The sequence below is a fragment of the Psychrobacter sp. MF31 genome, from assembly GCF_012847335.1.
Lineage (GTDB): Bacteria > Pseudomonadota > Gammaproteobacteria > Pseudomonadales > Moraxellaceae > Psychrobacter.
Genome location: NZ_JABBDX010000002.1, coordinates 234,408 through 255,120, shown reverse-complemented (window position 1 = coordinate 255,120; position 20,713 = coordinate 234,408). Strand labels below are relative to the sequence as shown.

Annotated in this window: 18 protein-coding genes, 1 tRNA gene and 1 other RNA gene; 16 read left to right on the top strand and 4 right to left on the bottom strand. The window is 44.4% G+C overall.

Annotated features, from left to right (window positions below; translation table 11 throughout):
• Positions 1-215 precede the first annotated feature (215 nt).
• A complete protein-coding gene (locus HF322_RS04310; RefSeq protein WP_169392169.1) occupies positions 216-2,642 on the bottom strand; it encodes a YgiQ family radical SAM protein in 2,427 nt (808 codons plus the stop codon).
• A gap of 135 nt (positions 2,643-2,777) precedes the next feature.
• Positions 2,778-3,236, bottom strand: a complete 459-nt coding sequence (locus HF322_RS04305) for an Lrp/AsnC family transcriptional regulator (protein WP_223193161.1) — start codon at positions 3,234-3,236, stop codon at positions 2,778-2,780.
• Between the two features lie 276 nt (positions 3,237-3,512).
• On the opposite strand from HF322_RS04305, the gene rarD reads away from it, so the two are divergent.
• Positions 3,513-4,484 carry an EamA family transporter RarD gene (gene rarD / locus HF322_RS04300; protein ID WP_375138526.1) on the top strand — a complete coding sequence of 324 codons (972 nt, stop codon included), beginning with the start codon at positions 3,513-3,515 and terminating at the stop codon, positions 4,482-4,484.
• Between the two features lie 97 nt (positions 4,485-4,581).
• Here rarD and smpB read toward each other — a convergent pair whose 3' ends face one another.
• Complete coding sequence (smpB, locus tag HF322_RS04295) at positions 4,582-5,058, bottom strand: SsrA-binding protein SmpB (protein WP_169392166.1); 477 nt, start codon at positions 5,056-5,058, stop codon at positions 4,582-4,584.
• Between the two features lie 281 nt (positions 5,059-5,339).
• Here smpB and coaD point away from each other — a divergent pair, with 281 nt between their 5' ends.
• The 13 genes from coaD to pdxJ all read left to right on the top strand — a co-directional run bounded on the left by coaD (position 5,340) and on the right by pdxJ (position 16,029).
• Positions 5,340-5,843 carry a pantetheine-phosphate adenylyltransferase gene (coaD, locus tag HF322_RS04290; RefSeq protein WP_169392165.1) on the top strand — a complete coding sequence of 168 codons (504 nt, stop codon included), beginning with the start codon at positions 5,340-5,342 and terminating at the stop codon, positions 5,841-5,843.
• Positions 5,844-5,897: 54 nt separating this feature from the next.
• Positions 5,898-6,146 carry a YfhL family 4Fe-4S dicluster ferredoxin gene (locus HF322_RS04285; RefSeq protein WP_169392164.1) on the top strand — a complete coding sequence of 83 codons (249 nt, stop codon included), beginning with the start codon at positions 5,898-5,900 and terminating at the stop codon, positions 6,144-6,146.
• A gap of 141 nt (positions 6,147-6,287) precedes the next feature.
• Positions 6,288-7,664, top strand: a complete 1,377-nt coding sequence (gene bioA, locus HF322_RS04280; RefSeq protein WP_169392163.1) for an adenosylmethionine--8-amino-7-oxononanoate transaminase — start codon at positions 6,288-6,290, stop codon at positions 7,662-7,664.
• Positions 7,665-7,673: 9 nt separating this feature from the next.
• Complete coding sequence (gene bioD / locus HF322_RS04275; protein WP_169392162.1) at positions 7,674-8,366, top strand: dethiobiotin synthase; 693 nt, start codon at positions 7,674-7,676, stop codon at positions 8,364-8,366.
• A gap of 40 nt (positions 8,367-8,406) precedes the next feature.
• An RNA gene (rnpB, locus tag HF322_RS04270) (RNase P RNA component class A) lies at positions 8,407-8,761 on the top strand.
• A 101-nt stretch (positions 8,762-8,862) separates the two neighbouring features.
• Positions 8,863-8,939, top strand: a tRNA-Met gene (locus tag HF322_RS04265).
• A gap of 245 nt (positions 8,940-9,184) precedes the next feature.
• The gene (lepA, locus tag HF322_RS04260; protein WP_169392161.1) at positions 9,185-10,987 is read left to right on the top strand and encodes a translation elongation factor 4; all 1,803 of its coding nucleotides are present in this window, start codon (positions 9,185-9,187) and stop codon (positions 10,985-10,987) included.
• 24 nt (positions 10,988-11,011) lie between these two features.
• The gene (lepB, locus tag HF322_RS04255; protein ID WP_169392160.1) at positions 11,012-11,914 is read left to right on the top strand and encodes a signal peptidase I; all 903 of its coding nucleotides are present in this window, start codon (positions 11,012-11,014) and stop codon (positions 11,912-11,914) included.
• A gap of 60 nt (positions 11,915-11,974) precedes the next feature.
• The gene (locus HF322_RS04250) at positions 11,975-12,367 is read left to right on the top strand and encodes a DUF4845 domain-containing protein (protein WP_219848166.1); all 393 of its coding nucleotides are present in this window, start codon (positions 11,975-11,977) and stop codon (positions 12,365-12,367) included.
• A 48-nt stretch (positions 12,368-12,415) separates the two neighbouring features.
• Positions 12,416-13,201, top strand: a complete 786-nt coding sequence (gene rnc / locus HF322_RS04245) for a ribonuclease III (RefSeq protein ID WP_169392159.1) — start codon at positions 12,416-12,418, stop codon at positions 13,199-13,201.
• An 88-nt stretch (positions 13,202-13,289) separates the two neighbouring features.
• Complete coding sequence (gene era / locus HF322_RS04240) at positions 13,290-14,366, top strand: GTPase Era (RefSeq protein WP_169392158.1); 1,077 nt, start codon at positions 13,290-13,292, stop codon at positions 14,364-14,366.
• 30 nt (positions 14,367-14,396) lie between these two features.
• Positions 14,397-15,134 (top strand): DNA repair protein RecO, encoded by a 738-nt coding sequence (gene recO / locus HF322_RS04235; RefSeq protein WP_169392157.1) that lies wholly within the window; start codon positions 14,397-14,399, stop codon positions 15,132-15,134.
• A gap of 127 nt (positions 15,135-15,261) precedes the next feature.
• On the top strand, positions 15,262-16,029 hold the full coding sequence (pdxJ, locus tag HF322_RS04230; protein WP_219848165.1) for a pyridoxine 5'-phosphate synthase: 768 nt from the start codon (positions 15,262-15,264) through the stop codon (positions 16,027-16,029).
• A gap of 44 nt (positions 16,030-16,073) precedes the next feature.
• Here pdxJ and HF322_RS11745 read toward each other — a convergent pair whose 3' ends face one another.
• Positions 16,074-16,682 (bottom strand): GspH/FimT family pseudopilin, encoded by a 609-nt coding sequence (locus HF322_RS11745; RefSeq protein ID WP_169392156.1) that lies wholly within the window; start codon positions 16,680-16,682, stop codon positions 16,074-16,076.
• Positions 16,683-17,209: 527 nt separating this feature from the next.
• On the opposite strand from HF322_RS11745, the gene HF322_RS04220 reads away from it, so the two are divergent.
• Together HF322_RS04220 and typA are read left to right on the top strand one after the other, a co-directional pair.
• Complete coding sequence (locus HF322_RS04220) at positions 17,210-18,481, top strand: OmpA family protein (RefSeq protein ID WP_169392155.1); 1,272 nt, start codon at positions 17,210-17,212, stop codon at positions 18,479-18,481.
• Positions 18,482-18,814: 333 nt separating this feature from the next.
• On the top strand, positions 18,815-20,662 hold the full coding sequence (typA, locus tag HF322_RS04215; RefSeq protein ID WP_169392154.1) for a translational GTPase TypA: 1,848 nt from the start codon (positions 18,815-18,817) through the stop codon (positions 20,660-20,662).
• Positions 20,663-20,713 lie beyond the last annotated feature (51 nt).

Below are 20,713 nucleotides of genomic sequence, written 5' to 3'. Positions count from 1 at the left end.
AAAACGCTTAAGTTGACATTGCCATAATCTTAAGCGTCATATTGTTAATTAAACTTAGAATATGATAACGAAAAAATTTACCCATAAATGTTAGCAATTGTCACTCGCCTGTTAGCCAAGTTACCTGATTGACGACAAAATGTAAGTTTTAATTTTGCTTTTAAAAGCTTTGCAAAAGGCTATTTTCACAAAGCTTTTATCCTAAAAATCATATTTTATTTGGCGCGTCTTGGCGGCATTCCGGTGTGCTGAGTTTGAAAATTGCCTTTTTTCGGTTGCTTTTTAGTCGTTTTATTTGGGTTAGCTTTTTGGCTATTCTTTTGAGTGCTACTTTGAGGGTTACTTTGACCATTTTTACCGTGGGCTTGGCGTTTGACGGAGTCGTTACCGACACGGCTGTTCTTTTTGCGCGCCGATTGGTAGCTTGCAGCTTCACCATCGCGACCTTCAAGCTGCGGGTTAAATGGCGGGATTAAGCAGCTGCGATGCTTGCCAATCAAGTCGCCGCGACCCATATCTTGTAGGGCTTTTCGCAGCATTGCCCAGTTTTTAGGATCGTGATAGCGCAAAAAAGCTTTATGAAGGCGGCGCTGTTTGCCCGATTTGACGATGGTGACATCGCCGCCGTCACGGTTGACTTTGTGCAGTGGGTCTTTGTGCGAGTGATACATGGCGGTGGCGGTTGCCATGGGACTTGGGTAAAACGCTTGGACTTGGTCGGCGCGGTAGCCGTGACGCTTGAGCCAAATCGCCAAGTTCATCATGTCCTCGTCGGTCGTTCCGGGGTGGGCGGCGATAAAGTAGGGGATAAGGTACTGCTCTTTGCCGGCTTCTTGGCTGAAGCGCTCAAACATGGCTTTAAAGGCGTCGTAAGTTCCCATGCCAGGTTTCATCATTTTGGATAAAACGTTGTCCTCGGAGTGCTCAGGGGCGATTTTTAGGTAGCCGCCGACGTGGTGGGTGACCAGCTCTTTGACGTATTCAGGATCTTTGACCGCCAAATCATAGCGCAGTCCTGAGGCAATGAGAATTTTTTTCACGCCTTTAATGTCGCGGGCGCGGCGATAAAGCTGAGTCAATGAGCTGTGGTCGGTCAGCAAATTGTCGCAAACGCCCGGGTAAACGCAAGACGGCTTTCGGCAATTTTTTTCAATAGTTTCATCTTTACAGTTTAGCCGATACATATTTGCCGTAGGTCCCCCAAGGTCGGAAATAATTCCGGTAAAATTGGGAGCAGTATCGCGGATGGCTTCCACTTCGCGCAAAATGGAGTCGTGTGAGCGGTTTTGAATGATTCGACCTTCGTGCTCGGTGATGGAGCAAAACGTACAACCGCCAAAACAGCCGCGCATGATATTGACCGAAAATTTAATCATATCAAACGCAGGAATTCGAGCGTCACCGTAAACGGGATGCGGCAGGCGCGCATAAGGCAAGTCAAAAACGTAATCCATTTCCTCGGTCGATAGCGGAATTGGCGGTGGATTGAGCCAAACGTCAATTTCGCTTGCCCCTGAACCGTGACGCTGAACCAAGGCGCGAGCATTACCGGGATTAGTTTCTAAATGCAAAATGCGGTTGGCGTGAGCATAAAGTACGGGGTCAGCTTTGACGGCTTCAAAGTCCGGCAAGCGGATGACCGTTTTGTCACGGCTTGGCAATTTTAAAGTATGTTTTAGCGCTGTTTTTGGCTTATTTTTAAACTGAACGATTTGAATATCGTCGTTGACGGCATCGGCATTTAAGACTTTATTGGTCACTTTTTCGGCAACAAAGCCCGGATACTGCCCCGACATGGAGCTTGTTTTATCTTGCTCGATTTGACAGCTGTCAACGTCTTCGGTCATCACGTACGGGTTGATGATGGGGTCAACGCGACCGATAGTATCAACGTCGTTACTTGCGACCTCAACCATATCATTTTGCCAGTGGCGGCGGTTTTGCGTGGACAAATACGCCGTTCCACGGATTTTGCTCATTTGCTCAAAGCTATAGCCTTTGGACAAGCCGTGAACCACATCGACAATCGCGCGCTCAGCATTGCCATAAAGCAAAATATCGGCGCGTGAATCCAGCAAAATACTGCGGCGAACCTTATCCGACCAATAGTCATAATGAGCAATCCGGCGCAGGCTGCCCTCAATCCCGCCCAAAATCACCGGAACGTCCGAATACGCTTCGCGGCAGCGCTGACTGTAGACAATCGCCGCGCGGTCGGGACGAAATCCTGCAATATTTCCCGGCGAGTACGCATCATCGCTACGGATTTTGCGATCGGCGGTATAGCGGTTAATCATGCTGTCCATGTTTCCTGCCGTTACCCCAAAGGCATAAACCGGTTTGCCAAGCGCCATAAACGCATCTTTGCTGCTCCAATCCGGCTGAGCAATAATCCCAACGCGAAAACCTTGTGCCTCAAGAAGCCTGCCGATAATCGCCATACCAAAGCTTGGATGATCCACATAAGCATCGCCTGAAATGATAATCACATCGCAAGCATCCCAGCCAAGCTCGTCCATCTCAGCGCGGCTCATTGGCAAATAGGGCGCCGGCTCATAGCAGCTTGCCCAATGCTTGTCGTAATCATAAAGCGGCTTGGTGCCGTGTTTAAAGGCGGATTGGGCGATGGTATCAGCAGACATGGGGCAACCTTTGAGCAAATTGGCGTGATAAAAAGGCGCTCATCTTATCATGAATCGCTTTCAAGTTGATAATAAAATTCACTGCAAAAGTCACTTAAGTGATTGATAGCAAAATAAATAATGCGTTAATTTGACTCAATCAAGCGCAATCTTTGTGCCGCTTTTGGTAAAGTTCATCACAAACTGGCTTTTAAAATTGCGAACGTTATTTTCATAAGTGAACATATTACGGGTAAATTCATGATAATCGCTCATGTTTTTGGCGCTGACCAACAGCATAAAATCCACATCGCCCGATACCTCATAGCAGCTCATCACCCGCGGCTGAGCATTCATTAAGCGCTCGAAGCGGTGCTGCATTGGTGTGTTTGAGCGCTCCATTTCAATCATCACAATTGCCGTTAAGCCAAATCCAACCTTATTAGGGTCAACAATCGCCACTTGCCGCGTTATCACGCCGTTATCGGTTAGCGCTTGGATTCGCCGCTGCGCCGTGGCAACCGACACATGAACGCGCTCGGCAATGGTTTTTAGCGGCAAGGTGGCATCATCTTGAAGCAAATTTAAAATCGCTTTATCAGTGTCATCAAGCATCATTTTTCCTTAAATAAGTTGTCTTTTTAAACTGAGCTTCCCCTTATAAATTGTAAGGTGTTAAGCTTATTTTTATAATTATTATCATATCATTCTAAATTTTGAGAAAAAAATAAATATTTGATAAAAAATAAGATAAATTAATTCAAATTAACGTTAATTTAGAAAAATAATTGCAAAAAAAATCGGTAAACTGACGCCATTATTCAAAAAACCAATGTCATTATTCTTAAAGTTTTCGATTTTTAGGACGTCAACATGTCAACCTTAACCCCAATGAATGCGATCCCAAAAAAGCGCTTGTTTGCAGCTTTTGACCAAAGCGACAGCGCCCAGCAAACGCTCATTCGCGGCGTGGCGCTTGCTGTGCTATCTAACGTCTTATTTGGCGCGCTTTATGCCTATAGCAGCTTTCTTAAGCCGTTGTCTGGAACGCAAGTGTTCATTTGGCGGATGCTGATGATGTGGGCGGCATTGGTTGGGTTTTTGCTGCTGACAGGTAAACTGAAATACCATTTAAATAAGCTTGCTAACTTGGGCGGCATCAAACAATGGGCGCTTTTGCTGTTGCCTACGCCGATTTTTTTGAGTCAACTTTGGCTATTTATGTGGGCGCCGGTCAACGGTCAAGGCGTTCAAACGGCAATGGGCTACTTTTTATTTCCACTGATGATGGTGGTGTTTGGCTGCGTGCTTTTTGGTGAAAAGTTAAGCCGATTGCAATGGTTTGCGGTTGGCTTTGCTGCGCTTGGGGTGGCAAGTGAGATTTTTCGGACGCAAAGCGTATCTTGGGCAACGCTTTGGGTTTGCGGCACCTATCCGATGTATTACATCATGCGCCGCGTGCAAAAGATTGAAGCGGTCACCGGACTTTTGGTTGATTTGACCGTTTTTGCGCCGCTTGCGCTGCTATATTTATGGTTTGTTGCGCCAAGCAATTTGGCACTGGTTGCGGGATCAAGCTTTTTTATCGTGATGCTGATTGGTCTTGGGATGCTCAGCGTTCTTGCCATGAGTACTAATTTGGAAGCCAGCCGAATTTTACCGGTCAACGTGTTTGGTATGATGAGCTATATTGAGCCGGCGCTGCTATTTTTGCTTGCAGTCACAATTTTAGGAAATCCGTTTGAAATGGAAATGCTGCTCAGCTACGGCTTGATTTGGATCGGGATTATGTTTTTGATTGCTCATGGGATAAAGCAATTGCGCCGAGCGCCATCAAATCGTATTGAAAAAATAGCGGCTTAATCTCTAATTGTTAGTAAAATAAAAAAACGGATGGCAAACGTCATCCGTTTTTTTATGCGGCAATTTTAATCATCTAAAAATATTACATCTAAAAATATTAATTTAAATGCTGTTTAAAGCCGCGCTGCTTGTCACGCTCCCAATCGCGCTCTTTTAGTGTTTTGCGTTTGTCGTGAAGTTTTTTACCGATGGTCAGCGCGATTTGGCATTTCACCCGCGAATTTTTCCAGTAGCAAGACAATGGCACGCAAGCATAGCCTTTTTGGTTAACCGCGCCCATGAGCTTGTCAATTTCGCGGCGGTGCATCAGCAGCTTTCGTGAGCGAATATTGTCAGGATTGACGTGGGTTGAGCTAGAGAGCAGCGGCTGAATGTGCGAGCCAAATAAAAAGGCTTCGTTATTGCGAAAAATAATATAAGCTTCGGTGATGCTCATTTTGCCCGCGCGAATGGCTTTAACTTCCCAGCCTTGCAGCTCAAGTCCCGCCTCAAAAGTTTCTTCAATATAATACTCATGCCGTGCTTTTTTGTTAGCACAAATTTGATTGTCTGGTTTTTTTGCTTTTTTTGCCATAATCTTTTTTCACTATAATCGTACGTAATCCTTGAAGCAAAACGAAAAATATTTGCTAAAACCTGCCCCAAGTCGAGGCTCAATTGTAGCAAATCTTAGGCGGCGAGGGTATTGCCGCGGTAATGACAAATGTAGCAGATTGGTGTTAAGTTGCCGCAAAATTTGCTAGCATAAGCACTAAGATTGACGCCGTTTTCGAAGTGCCATTTTTAGCGCTTAAAAAAGGTACGGTCAATCAAAACCGCCGCTTTTTTTTGCTAATCAACCGTTAGATAATGCTTATGACCTCATCACTGCCGCTGCGCGCTCCGACCAAAATCTTGTACCCTGGAACCTTTGATCCCATTACCAATGGTCATGTGGATTTGGTAAAACGCGCGATTAAGCTGTTTGACGAGGTGGTTATCGCCGTGGCGTCCGGTCACCATAAAAAGCCATTGTTTGACTTTGATGAGCGCGTGGCGTTGGTCAAAACTGTTTTTGCTGAATTTCCGCAAGTTTCCGTGGTGGGTTTCGAAGGTTTGCTCGTTGATTTTATGCGTGAAAATGGCGCAACGGCGGTACTTCGGGGCTTGCGAGCGATGTCTGATTTTGAATATGAATTCCAGCTTGCTAACATGAACCGCGAGCTTGATGAGCACTTTGAAGCGGTATTTTTAACGCCGGCGCAAAATTATTCGTTTATTTCCTCCACCATGATTCGCGAGATTGCCAAACTTGGCGGCGATGTCAACAAATTTGTGCCGCCTTGCGTGGCAGAAGCCTTTACCAAAAAGCTTGGTTAAATTTTAAATAAAACGCGTAAAAAGTCCTAAAAATCAAGGTTAAAAGGAGCAGTTATGGCGCTATTGATTACCGATGAGTGCATCAACTGTGATGTTTGCGAGCCGGCGTGCCCAAACGATGCCATTTCGGAGGGCGATGATATTTATGTCATCAATCCGGACTTATGCACCGAATGCGTCGGGCATTTTGACGAGCCGCAATGCGTTGAGATTTGTCCGGTCGATTGCATCCCAAAAGACCCCAACTACGTGGAATCTGAGGGCGATTTATTGGCAAAATATAAACGCATTACGGGACAATAGTATAGCCAACAATATAGTTCCTATAAAAGTAACATAGCGATCGATGCTGGGATGAATTTTTTGCCGCCTCTGTGAGCTTGTGAGCAGCAAGCAAAAAAAATTTATACCAGTTGAGCGTTTTAAAAATGGTAGTCATTTTAGATGCGCCATATCAGCAAAAAGCCGCTAACAGATAATAATAAGGATATCCCCATTTTTTCTACCAAACTTGCAAACAACGCAAAAAGCTATCCAACCAGTGATTTTGACTCGCGTCACCTTTGGCATCCTTACGCCAGCATTCCGCCTGCCTATCCAAACGTGGTTATTGAAAAAGCTGAAGGCGTTTATTTAATTACCCAAAACGGTAAGCGGCTGATTGATGGCATGTCGTCATGGTGGGCGGCAGTTCATGGTTATAATCATCCCAAGCTAAACCAAGCGGTGACTGACCAGCTTGAAAACATGGCGCATGTGATGTTTGGCGGCTTGACCCATCAACCGGCGATTGATTTAGGCAAAAAGCTGCTTGACATGGTGCCAAGCAATCTTGAGGCGATTTTTTACGCCGATAGCGGCAGCATTGCGGTAGAAGTTGCGCTAAAAATGGCGCTACAATATCAAATCGCGGTAGATCAGCCAAAAAGAAACCAATTTGCCTCGACCCGCTCCGGCTATTTTGGCGACACTTGGCACGCCATGAGTATTTGCGACCCTGTTTGCGGAATGCACAGCCTTTATGGCAATCAGTTACCGTTGCAGCATTTTGTTGCCGCGCCCACGGCAGGATTTGAGCGCTCAATGACGGACAGCGAGCGTGATGAGTTAAGCGCATTTTTTGAGCGCCATCATCAAAACCTTGCCGGATTTATCATCGAGCCGATTATCCAAGGCGCAGGCGGAATGCGCTTTTATAGCCCTGAGTATTTGCAGCAGTTGCGGGCGCTTTGTGATGAATATAAGGTGCTGCTTATTTTAGATGAAATCGCCACCGGATTTGGTCGTAGCGGTCGGCTGTTTGCTTGTGAGCACGCGCAGGTTTTGCCGGATATTATGACCATTGGCAAGGCGCTGACGGGTGGTTATTTAAGCTTTGCGGCAACCCTTTGTTCGCGCCAAATCGCCGATACCATTCACCAAAGCGCCAACTCTGCCTTGATGCATGGCCCCACTTTTATGGGAAATCCGCTGGCTTGCGCGGTGGCAATCGCCTCACTTGAGTTAATTCAAAGCTACGATATTGAAAATCGCGTGGCAAGATTGCAATCCCAACTGCGCGAGCAGTTATCGGCCGCCGCAAATTGGCAGCACGTTGTTGACGTCCGCGTTCTTGGCGCGGTTGCCGTGATTGAGCTTGACCACAGCGTTGATATGGCGCGGTTTCAATCGTTGCTGGTTCGTCACGGCATTTGGGTGCGACCGTTTGGCAAACTGGTTTATATCATGCCGCCTTATGTGATTACCGATGACGAACTTAAAGCGCTTTGCCAAGGCTTGCTTGGCGTACTTGATGAATATTTGAATTTAAGCCATAACTAAAGGCAACTGATGGTTATTTTTATTTCAGGAATTGATACCGATATTGGCAAAACGATTGCAACCGGAATGCTAGCGCGGTCGTTAATAGCGCAAAATATCAGCGTCATGACTCAAAAATTGGTTCAAACTGGCGTCGCCGCTATAAACGGTCAAAAAGCCACTAGCGACGATATTTTAACTCACCGTGAACTCATGCAAATCCCGCTCAATGAGTTTGACATTGATGGCACGACTTGCCCGTATTGCTTTAGCAAACCCGCGTCCCCGCATTTAGCATCTGCGATGGATAATGCCATATTAAATGTCGATAATATTACTCAAGCGACTAAAACTTTGCAAAATCATTTTGACGTGGTACTCCTTGAAGGCGCAGGCGGGTTGCTCGTTCCGATAACGGAAGATTGCTTAACCCTTGATTATATCGCCGAGCAAGGCTATCCGGTTATTTTAGTGACCTCAGGGCGACTTGGCAGCATTAACCATACTTTGCTGAGCATTGAAGCCGTTCAATCTCGCGGATTCAAACTGCAAAGCCTCATTTATAACACCATTCACGACGATGACGCCGATATCAGCCAAAGTACGCAAGAATTTTTGCAACGTTATTTAAAAAATCATGCGCCCGATTGCCATTGGCTAATCTTAAATCAAATTGATGATCATCAAGCCGAGCTTAATTTACCAGCAAACTTTCTATCATAGCCTATTTTTAATCTAAGTATAATTTGCTATACTAGCGCGCTTGGTAGACCAGACGATCGCCGCTGATGACTGATTTTTCAGACCATCGGGGGAGGAAAGTCCGGGCTACAAAGGGCAGCGTGCCAGCTAACGGCTGGGCGGGGCAACCCGACGACCAGTGCAGCAGAGAGCAGACCGCCTTTTTTTAAAGGTAAGGGTGAAAGGGTGCGGTAAGAGCGCACCGCGTGGCTAGCAATAGCTTACGGCAGGGTAAACTCCACGCGTAGCAAGACCAAATAGGCATTGATGGCGCGGCCCGCGTCCAATGCGGGTAGGTTGCTTGAGCGCACAAGCGATTGTGCGCCTAGATGAATGATCGTCCTCGACAGAACCCGGCTTATCGGTTTACCAAGACTTTTTTGCAGTAAAGTTATCAAAAATCAGTACGGATTGAAAAAATTGCTAAATTGGGGGTTGACGAAAGCGTCTTTTTTTAGCATAATACCGAGCCTTAAAAGGCGATGTAGCTCAGCTGGTTAGAGCGCACGACTCATAATCGTGAGGTCGAGAGTTCAAGTCTCTCCATCGCCACCAAATTTAAAAATGCCAATCTTTTATAGGTTGGTTTTTTTTTGTCTAAAAAAAGCGTTGAGTTAAGATTGCAGTTTTAAAACTTTACCCGTGAGATTTGGAGCTTTAAGAAAAGCTTGGTTAGAGTTTGATGATAAATCAAACGCTTGCTGTCAAATTCGCCTTACTTTATCCGCTAAAACTGCTAGAATACCGCGTAAAGCTTCGTTTTTTGACCCTTTTTATTTTCCTTATTTAGTAGGCGCTTTGTGACTGCATTAGCTAATATTCGTAATTTTTCTATTATTGCGCACATTGATCATGGCAAATCGACCCTTGCCGATCGCTTTATTCAAATGTGCGGCGCGCTTCAAGACCGTGAAATGCAGGCGCAAGTCCTTGATTCAATGGACATTGAGCGTGAGCGCGGCATCACCATTAAGGCGCAATCGGTCACGCTTTATTTTGACCATCCAAATGGTGAGCGCTATCAGCTCAACTTCATTGATACCCCCGGTCACGTGGATTTTTCTTACGAAGTCTCGCGATCGCTCGCCGCTTGTGAAGGCGCGCTTTTGGTCGTTGATGCCGCGCAAGGCGTTGAAGCGCAATCGGTTGCTAACTGCTACACGGCGGTTGACCAAGGTCTTGAGGTGATGGCGGTTCTAAACAAAATTGACTTGCCGCAAGTTGAGCCTGAGCGCGTCATTCAAGAGATTGAAGATATTATCGGTATTGATGCCGTTGATGCGCCGCGCGTGTCCGCAAAGTCCGGTCTTGGCGTTGAAGAATTGCTTGAGCGATTGGTTGAGGTGATCCCTGCCCCAACGGGCGACCGTGATGCGCCTTTGCAAGCGCTGATTATCGACTCGTGGTTTGATAACTACTTGGGTGTGGTGTCGCTCGTTCGCGTTCGTGAAGGTTCGGTCAAAACTGGCGATAAAATTTATATCAAATCGACCAAAGAGGCGCATTTGGTCAGCTCTATCGGGGTCTTTACACCAAAGCCTTTAGATACTGGAAAGCTTGAGGCAGGCGAAGTTGGTTTTATTATCGCCGGAATTAAAGACATCGCGGGCGCGCCGGTGGGTGATACCATTACCCTTGCCAAAACGCCGGACGTTGAGCGCATCCCTGGTTTTAAACAGGTCACGCCGCAGGTTTACGCGGGACTTTTCCCTGTCGATTCAAGTGACTTTGAAAAATTCCGTGAAGCGCTGCAAAAACTGCAAATTAATGACGCCGCGCTATTTTTTGAGCCGGATACGTCGGACGCGCTAGGCTTTGGATTTCGCTGCGGCTTTTTAGGAATGCTGCACATGGAGATCATCCAAGAGCGGCTTGAGCGCGAGTACGATTTGGATTTGATCACCACCGCGCCCTCGGTCATTTATGAAATCGAGAAAAAAAATGGCGATGTGATTTATGTGGATAACCCCTCAAAGCTGCCAGAACCCAACAACATTGAATCATTTCGCGAGCCAATTGCGCGCTGTCATATCTTAGTTCCGCAAGATTATTTGGGTAACGTCATGACCCTTTGTATTGAGCGCCGCGGCGTTCAGGTGGACATGCGCTTTATGGGCAAACAAGTTCAGCTGGTGTTTGATATTCCGATGGGCGAGGTGGTCATGGACTTTTTTGACCGCTTAAAGTCGGTATCACGCGGCTTTGCTTCTCTTGATTATAATTTTGAGCGTTATCAACAAGATAAATTGGTGAAAGTTGACGTATTGATTAACGGCGATAAAGTCGATGCTTTGGCGATGATTTGCCATCAAGATCAAGCGCGATTCCGAGGCAATCAGTTGGTGACCAAAATGAAAGAGCTGATCCCGCGGCAGATGTTTGATGTGGCTATTCAAGCGGCGATTGGTAGTCAAATCATCGGTCGCAGCACGGTCAAAGCCATGCGTAAAGACGTTTTGGCAAAATGTTACGGCGGCGACGTGTCGCGCAAGAAAAAGCTGTTGTCCAAGCAAAAAGAGGGCAAAAAGCGCATGAAGCAAGTGGGTAATGTGGAGATTCCACAAGAGGCCTTCTTAGCGGTGCTGCAAGTGGACAATGGATAACCTACGCCTTAAAGGTCGCTGTTTATGGATTTTGACTTTAATATTATTTTAGTGCCGCTAACGCTTGTTTTAGGGGCAATTTGGCTGCTGGATAAACTTCGCCTAAAACAGCGCGCCACTTATGGTCGTGGTAAAGAAAGCTTGCCGGTGCGCTGGGCTTATGACTTTTTTCCTGTGCTTGCTGTGGTGCTGATCGTTCGCTCGTTTTTGATTGAGCCGTTTAATATTCCGTCATCCTCCATGGTGCCAACCCTTTATACCGGTGATTTTATTGCGGTCAATAAGTTTGCTTATGGCGTCCGCTTGCCGCTGAGCTACAATAAAGTGCTGGATACCGGAAGCCCTGAGCATGGCGATGTGATGGTATTTCGCTATCCTGAAAATCCCAATATTTATTATATTAAGCGTGTGATTGGCTTACCAGGTGATACCGTCAGCTACAATCAAGGTCAGCTTGCGATTAATAATGTTCCGGTAAAAACGACGCCGGTGAACTTTGATGCCGATGCTGAGTTGACTTCTCAATTGTACCCAGTTGGGCAAGTTGCGCCGGGGCAAATGCTAAGCGAAACCCAAGCGCAAATGCTTGGTCGTGAAGAAGAAGATCACGCCCAGTATTTTCAAGAAACGCAAGGCAAGCATCAGCATTTAGCGCGTTATTTACCGGGGATGAACAGCTCGCAATATGCGCCATTTTTACAAGCGCAGTCGCCAAACGTAGTTGAGTCTGGCGGCACACAGTGGCAAATTAAAGTCCCTGAAGGTCAGTATTTTGTGATGGGTGACAACCGCGATCGCAGCGCTGATGGCAGATTTTGGGGCTTTGTTCCCGATGACAATTTAGCCGGAAAAGCGGTTTATATTTGGATGCATAAGCCACCAGGGCTACATTTGCCAAGCTTTAGCCGAAATGGGAAGATTGATTAGCATTGATATTAATAATAAATGTTGATCTTTTAAAATAATTAGGCTTTAAACAGAGGAATCATGAGACGGCTATCTTTGAGCGCTCAGCGCGGTGCCAGCGTGACTGGCATCATGTTTTTTGTGATTGCCTTTGCAGTCGCTATTAAGCTATTTATTGCCATTGTTCCGGCGCAAATTGGTGATTATCAGTTGAATAAAGTGTTAAGCGCTCAGTTAGCAGAAGCCAATAACAGCAATCAAACGGCAAAGCAATTTACCGAGCGCGTTGACAAGCAGTTGGCGATTAATGCCAATCATGACGCTAAAGCTGAAGAGTTGTTTGTTTTTACCAGTAAAACTCCAGGTCAGCTAGCGATTAAAAAGCAGTATAGTAAAACCAATAATTTTTTTGGCAATATTGATATCGTCAGCCGTTTTGAAGGTGACATTACGCCAAAAGGTTCGACCGATTAGTTTTAAAAGCCAACGCCAAATTTAGCCAAAGGACAATTAAGCTTACGCATGAAATCGATTTTACCTCAGCCATCCTCCAAAGATTCTCAAGATGAAACGGACTTGCCGTCAGTGAGCACCGAGTTTTTACAAAAGCTTAGCGTGCTAAATCGAGGGCTTGGTTATGAGTTTGCAAATCCTGCATTGCCGAAGCTTGCCTTAACGCACCGCTCTTTTGACAGCAAAAAAAACTACGAGCGCCTTGAGTTTTTGGGCGATGCGCTGCTTGGGATGATTGTTGGCGAAGCGCTTTATCATCGGTTCCCGCTACAAAATGAAGGTCGCTTGACTCGAATGCGTGCCACGCTCGTTCGTCAAGAAACCCTCGTTACCATCGCGCAACACCTTGATTTGTCCAATCATTTAATATTAGGAATTGGCGAGCGCAAAGGCGGTGGTCGTAATCGCGCCTCCATCTTAGCCGATGCGGTTGAGTCCTTAATCGGCGCGATTTATTTGGATTCTCAAAATTTGGAAACGACAAGGCGCTGCGTTCTCATGTGGTACGGCGATTTAATCGACAATGTCAATGACCAAAAAGTGCTTAAAGATGCCAAAAGCCGATTGCAAGAATGGCTACAATCCAAACAGATTGAGTTGCCCAATTATGAATTAATGGAGACGCAAGGCAACGCGCCCAACCAAATCTTTGTGGTTCGCTGCCAAGTCAATATTAGCAACTGCCCTGATATTGTTGAATCCGGCGAGAGCCGCCGAATTGCGGAACAAAAAGCGGCAGAGCTTATGATAAATCAGCTTCATAAATTGCCAAACAACCTTAAAAAACGCTCTTAACTGGTGCGCTTAATTGATGCGACTAACTTACTCTCTTAATTACGGCTTATTGCTTTAATACCAAATTGATGAATAACTAGGATTTTCCATGAGCCAACCGTCTGATAGTTTTGATAAAGATAAGACAGATGCCCCTAGCATTGAGCTAGAAAACAGCGGTACTGATTTAGAAATCACAGCTGACATTGACAACGATAACGCCATTGAGGCATTTTTTTCAGCCAATCCTCAAGGTAATTCGCAAAAAAACGATTTTAAAGCTGGATTTGTCGCCATTGTGGGTCGTCCAAACGTTGGTAAATCGACGCTCATGAACCACATGCTTGGACAAAAGCTGTCCATCACGTCGCGTAAACCACAAACCACGCGCCACCGAATCCACGGAATTTTATCGACTGACGAGATGCAGGCAGTGTTTGTGGACACCCCCGGAATCCATCAAAACGAAGTTCGCGCCATCAATGAGCGGATGAATAAAGCGGCGTTTTCTGCCTTGGTTGATGTTGATTTGGTGCTCTTTGTTGTGGACTCTGACCAATGGCGTGAGGATGATTTGTTGACTTTGCAAAAGCTTGGCGAGACCGATCTAACCGTCGTTTTGGTCATCAATAAAGCTGACACGATTAAAGACAAAGGCGCGATTTTGCCTTTAATGGAAACGTTTAACGACAGCTTTGATTTTGCTGATATCGTTCCTGTTTCGGCGCTTAAAAATCAAAACCTTGACCGTTTAGAAGAGGTTATTGCCTCGCATCTGCCAGTCGCTGAACCGATTTTTGATACCGAGCAAATCACTGACCGCTCTGAGCGTTTTTTGGCAAGCGAAATCATCCGCGAAAAAATCATGCGCAGCGCCGGTGATGAAGTGCCTTACGATTTAACCGTTCAAATTGACGAATTTAAAGATGAGCCTGCGCACCTTGACCCAAAAACTGGTCGACCACGCAAGGCAATGACCTTTATTGATGCGACCATTTTTGTGGAGCGCAGCGGTCAAAAAGCCATTGTCATCGGTGAAAAAGGTCAACGAATCAAGCAAGTGGGTATTGATGCTCGCCGTGATATGGAGCAACTGTTTGACAAAAAAGTCATGCTGACGCTTTGGGTTAAAGTCAAACGCGGCTGGTCGGACGATGAGCGCGCGTTAAATAGTTTAGGATATTGACGTTTTACTTATTAAAAATAAGGGCAATCCATGCGCAATGAGGCACTAACCGGCTATTTACTGCATCAGCGCCCTTATCAAGAAAAGCGCGCGCTGTATTATTTATTTTCCCAAGAGCATGGCATTATTAGCGGCATTGGTAAAAAAGGTGCGCCGCTATTTGAGCTGCTTCAGCTGTTTGCAACCGGCAAGCGTGAGCTGAAAACCTTTAGCCAAATCACCATTGCAACTACCGAGCTACATTCAGAAATTACTCAAACCAGCCGCTATCAAAAAATTGGCGGTCAAAATCAATATGCTGCGTTGTATTTAAACGAGATTTTATGGCGTCTTTTGCCCCAAGAAGATGCTGCCCCTGATCTTTGGCAATATTACGAAAATAGCCTTAGCAGACTTAAAAATCCCCTAACTGATATCGAACTGCGACTTTGTTTGCGCCGATTTGAGCAGCAATTATTTATTCAGCTTGGCTTTGTGATTGCTTTTACTCAAGACAGTTTAGGAAATAGCATTATGGCGGATAGTATTTATCGTTTTGCGCCTGATGCAGGGTTTTTAGCCGTTAAACTACAGCCAAACGAGCAAGCAAGCGCAATCGCCAATGCTTTTACAGGCTCTGAAATTCAAGCCATGGCAGATATTGGTATTAGTGAAGTGACTTTAACTGTTTTTTCTCGGCTGTACCGGCAATTAATCGATCATTTACTTGACCATAAGCCACTTCAAAGTCGAAAACTTTGGCAACAGCAGCTGCGCTATCAACAATAATTTGCTTTAATAATAAAAGCTATTATGATAGAAATGGCGTTTATCCACCTAAAAATTCAACTCCCCATTAGAAAACCTATCGCAATCAACAATTAAAGCTAATCGCGATTTGACAAAAGGACAAGTCATGACTATTTCAAACCATTTTGATATCAAACAACCTTTACTTGGTGTCAATATCGACCACGTTGCCACCTTGCGTCAAGCTCGCGGCGTGGATTATCCAAGTCCGCTTCGAGCCATGCAAATTTGCGAAAAAGCGGGCGCTGATGGCATTACCATTCATTTGCGCGAAGACCGCCGCCATATTCAAGATAGCGATGTTTACGAGATTGCTAAACATATTACCACGCGCCTGAATTTAGAAATGGCAGCTACAGAAGAAATGCTTGGCATCGCTTGTCAAGTGAAGCCATATTGGGTTTGCTTAGTTCCTGAAAAGCGCGAGGAGCTGACGACCGAGGGCGGATTAAATGTCGCAGGTCAAGTTAATATGCTCAAAGATTACATCAAAAAACTGCAAGACCACGGCATTAAAGTCTCACTTTTTATTGACCCAGACCACGAGCAAATCGACGCGGCGGTTGCTTGCAGCGCCGATGCGATTGAATTGCATACCGGAGCTTATGCCGAAAAAGGCTTAGCGCAAGATGTTGACGGCGAACAAACCGAACTTAACCGCATTAAAGATGCCGTTCAATATGCGCAAAAAGCAAATAGTGAGCTGTTGATTAATGCAGGTCACGGTCTTACCCAAAAAAACGTTGGGGCGATTGCGGCTATTGATGGTATTTATGAGTTAAACATTGGTCACGCGCTCATTAGCGACGCTATTTTTGAGGGATTATCGCAAGCTGTGGTACTTATGAAAGCAGCGATGCATAGTGGTAAGTAATGAAATTAAAAACAATCATCAGCTATTAAAACAGTAATCAGCTATTAAGAAGGGCAGTCGTTTGGATATAAGCTATTTGGTTTAAATTTAATAATCCCAGACATATTAAAGGACACTTGATAGCTATTATTTTTAAAAGCTGAACTGGGACAATACTTAATATGACCCATAAATCCGCGTGATTTTCCAGAATCGGCAGAAAATCTTGTATAATCGCGATCGCTTGCTCTCAGGTGAACGGTCGCGTATCTTAAGCCCAGTTGACTTTCACTTAATAGGACATCAACGCCTGCATTATATTGATTGTTATTATTCTTATCTAAAAATAGCAATAACGATTGACTGCCATCTTTGTGACAAACGCCGCTATTATTCGTCAAACAAACAAAGACATTTTGATGTCGAATCAAACTTTCAGATTTAGCCAACTTAAGCATGTTTGTCGCCTCAAAGCGGAAACGCTTTGCTTCCATTGCGGCAAGCTGACCAATAATGGATGGCGCAGCAATACTTATCACCACTGCTAAAATTGTTAAGGTAATCGTTAATTCAACTAGACCAAAACCACTAATATGCTTAATGCTTTGTTGATAACCTATTGAATTAACTTCCTTTATTTTTAATTTTGAATTATGAAGTGATTTGTTTTTCACAGAGAGTTACCTTTAAGCAATTTTATTGACGTTAAATTACAATTTAAAAAGCAAAATGGATCAAAACTACAGTATAATATGTAACATAATATGACTAAATTTAAATAAAATAATGTTCGGTTTAATAATTTAAACAAATTACGACTAAATTGTCAAAATTTGTTTAAATTGGTGAACTTAAAGTTTTACTGCTAGAGAATTAAAACAAGTTGTATTAAACTAATTTAAGACAATAAGTAGCTTTTGATTTACTAATGCTTCTAATGTTTTACTAAACAGAAGCAAACTGCAATTTAGGTTTATCCTCAGTAATCAAAACTAGTTATTGTGTTTTAGTTACAACACTATCGTGTAATAATGTGTAGCTGGCTTACAAAAAAAGTTGTAAATTGAATTTAGAATCGCTAAGCTACTCCGTAATTGGTTTTGTTGTACAATTTAAATTTAAAAAGATGTCTCGATTTTTAGATCATCTAGGAAACGGTTTTGCTTTACGCAAAACTTAAATCATCCTTTGGAGGAAGTCCATGAAATTAAATAAAATTGCTTTAGCTTTGGTTGCCGCTACAGCTGCACCTTTAGCAGCTCAAGCTGGCGTTACTGTTAGCCCATTATTGTTAGGATACCACTACAGCGAAGGCGCTGATAATGAGCAGCGTGAACTATTCAAGAGTGGTGAAGGCAAAGATATTAGTGGCGAAAACAATGGTGTCTATAAAGAAAATGGTCTTTATACTGGTGCTGCCCTAGGTATTGAAATTACCCCATCAACTCAGTTCCAAGTTGAATATGGCGTTTCAAATACTGATGGCGTCAATGATGACACCGGTTCTAAATTCGACGTTGATCAGCGTATGATCACTGGTAACTTCTTGATCGGAACTGAGCAATTCACTGGTTACACCGACAGCGCGTTTAAACCATATGTCTTGGTTGGTGCCGGTCAGTCAAAAATCAAAGTTAAAAACCAAGAAGCTATTGCAGCTAATGGTGATAGATCAAATACTAATGCATTTGGTAAAAACGAGCCGATTCCAGCAGGATCTGAAGTTTCAGAATCAACTGATACTATTGGTAACTTAGGTCTTGGTGCGATGTACCGCATCAATGATGCTCTAAGCCTACGTGGTGAAGCTCGTGCGATTCACAACTTTGATCAAAACTGGTGGGAAGGTCTTGCTCTTGCTGGTTTAGAAGTGGTTCTTGGTGGTCATTTAGCGCCTACCGTTGCGGTACCACCAATCGTTGAGCCTGAAGTAGAAACGCCACCAGTTGTCGTTGTTCCAGTAGAAACTGACGTTGACTCTGATGGTGATGGCGTTCCAGACAGCATCGATCGTTGCCCAGGCACTCCAATGAACGTTGTAGTTGATGAATATGGCTGCCCACTTCAAGTTGATCTTGTTGATGAGCTAAAAATGGAACTTCGTGTCTTCTTTGACAACGACAAGACTGCCATCAAAAATCAATACAAGCCAGAAATTGCAAAAGTTGCTGAAAAAATGCGCGAGTATCCAAACTCAGCGGCTCGTATTGAAGGTCATGCATCAAAAACTGGTCCATCAGCAGCTTATAACCAACGCTTGTCTGAAGCCCGTGCTGTTGCTGTGAAGTCAATGTTGACTAACGAATTTGGTATTGCTCCAAACCGTTTATCAACCGTAGGTTACGGTTATGACCGCCCAATCGCAGACAACAACACTGAAGAAGGTCGAGCAATGAACCGCCGTGTTTATGCGATCATCACTGGTGATAAAACCACTACCGTTGATCAAACAAAAGATATGGTAGTTCAATAAATCATTATTGATGACCAATTAATCTTATAAAGATTACAAAAAAAGCTACCAATTTGGTGGCTTTTTTTTATTTAATCTTCCTATTATCTCAGTTAATTCATAATTTTGAGTAAAAATGGTGGTATACTAGCCGCCCTAACACTTCATCCATTCTCAAAGTGATTTTATGATTTAAAGTCGCTTTGAATGATAGAAACGTATCACAGCTTAATTTCTTAAAGACATTAACGCGTATTGTGTGGTTGTCTTTTTAGTTTAACTTTTCCTTTTTAAAGCTTCTATCAGCCATGGCTGAGAGTGACTTTATTTCTTAAGACGAACAGAGCATTTTATATGGCGAACGATATCAAACATTTGCGCAATATTGCAATTATTGCCCACGTTGACCACGGTAAGACAACCTTGGTAGATAAATTGTTGCACCAATCAGGAACTTTTGACGATCGTGCAAACGTGGCAGAGCGGGCAATGGATTCAGGAGCGATTGAGCAAGAGCGTGGTATTACGATTCTTGCCAAAAATACCGCTATCAAATGGCAGCATCCAAAGCAAGGTATCGAATATCGAATCAATATCGTGGATACCCCAGGTCACGCCGACTTTGGTGGTGAAGTTGAGCGCGTCATGTCAATGGTTGACTGCGTTCTTTTAGTGGTTGATGCTGTTGATGGTCCAATGCCGCAAACGCGCTTTGTAACTCAAAAAGCGTTTGAACAAGGTCTAAAGCCAATTGTGGTGATTAATAAAGTTGATCGTCCAGGCGCGCGAACCGATTGGGTTATGGATCAAGTTTTTGATTTGTTTGACAATCTTGGTGCAACCGATGAGCAGCTTGACTTTCCAGTTGTTTACGCTTCGGCGCTAAATGGGATTGCTGGGAATGCTCCTGATGAGATGGCAGCCGATATGACGCCGCTATTTGAGACGATTGTTGATGTTGTTGAGCCACCACAAGTGGATGTTGACGCGCCATTTAGAATGCAAATCTCAAGCCTTGATTACAACAGCTTTGTTGGGGTAATTGGTGTTGGTCGTATTCAGCGTGGCAGCATTTCAACCAATACGCCAGTCACGATCATTGACAAAGAAGGCAATAAGCGCAACGGTCGCATCTTAAAAATCATGGGTTATCATGGTCTTGAGCGTATTGATGTGGATAGCGCCCAGGCTGGTGATATCATTTGTATCACGGGGATTGATGCGCTTAATATTTCAGATACCATCTGTGATACTAACCACGTTGAAGCCTTGCCGCCATTGACCGTTGATGAGCCAACAGTTTCAATGAACTTTCAGGTGAATAACTCACCTTTTGCAGGTCGTGAAGGCAAATTTGTGACCTCACGAAATATCCGTGAGCGTTTAGAGCGTGAACTGATTCATAACGTTGCACTGCGCGTTGAAGATACCGATTCTCCGGATAAGTTTAAAGTTTCAGGTCGCGGTGAGCTGCATTTATCAGTCTTGATTGAAAACATGCGCCGTGAAGGCTATGAGCTTGGGGTTTCAGGTCCTGAGGTTATCGTTAAAGAAGTCGATGGCAAACTACAAGAACCGTATGAAAACGTGATCTTTGATGTCGAATCTGAGCATCAAGGCAGCATCATGGAGCAAATCGGTCTACGCAAAGGCGAGATGACCAATATGGAGCTTGACAGCAAAGGTCGAATTCGTATTGAAGCGGTGATGCCTGCTCGCGGCTTGATCGGTTTTCGCTCTGAGTTTATGACGCTCACATCAGGAACAGGTATTTTAACCTCAAGCTTTTCGCATTATGGTCCACAAAAGATCGGTGATGTTGGCGGTCGTCCGAATGGCGTTTTGGTATCGATGGCAAATGGTACTTGCTTAGGATTTGCACTCTTTAACTTGCAAAAACGCGGTAAGCTCTTTGCAGAGCCGCAGCTTGAAGTTTATGAAGGTATGATCGTGGGACTAAATTCGCGCCATGACGATATGGTCGTAAACCCAACAACTGCAAAACAGTTGACCAACGTTCGCGCGAGCGGTACGGATGAAGCGTTAACCTTGACGCCTGCGATCAAGTTTACGCTTGAGCAAGCGCTTGAATTTATTCAAGATGATGAATTGGTTGAAGTGACGCCAAAATCAATCCGATTGCGTAAGCGGTATTTAACTGAAAGCGATCGCAAACGTCATAACCGCAAAAAAGAAGCTTAATTTGCTGAGCTATTTTGTGTAATAAAAAAAGGCTAACCCAGGTTAGCCTTT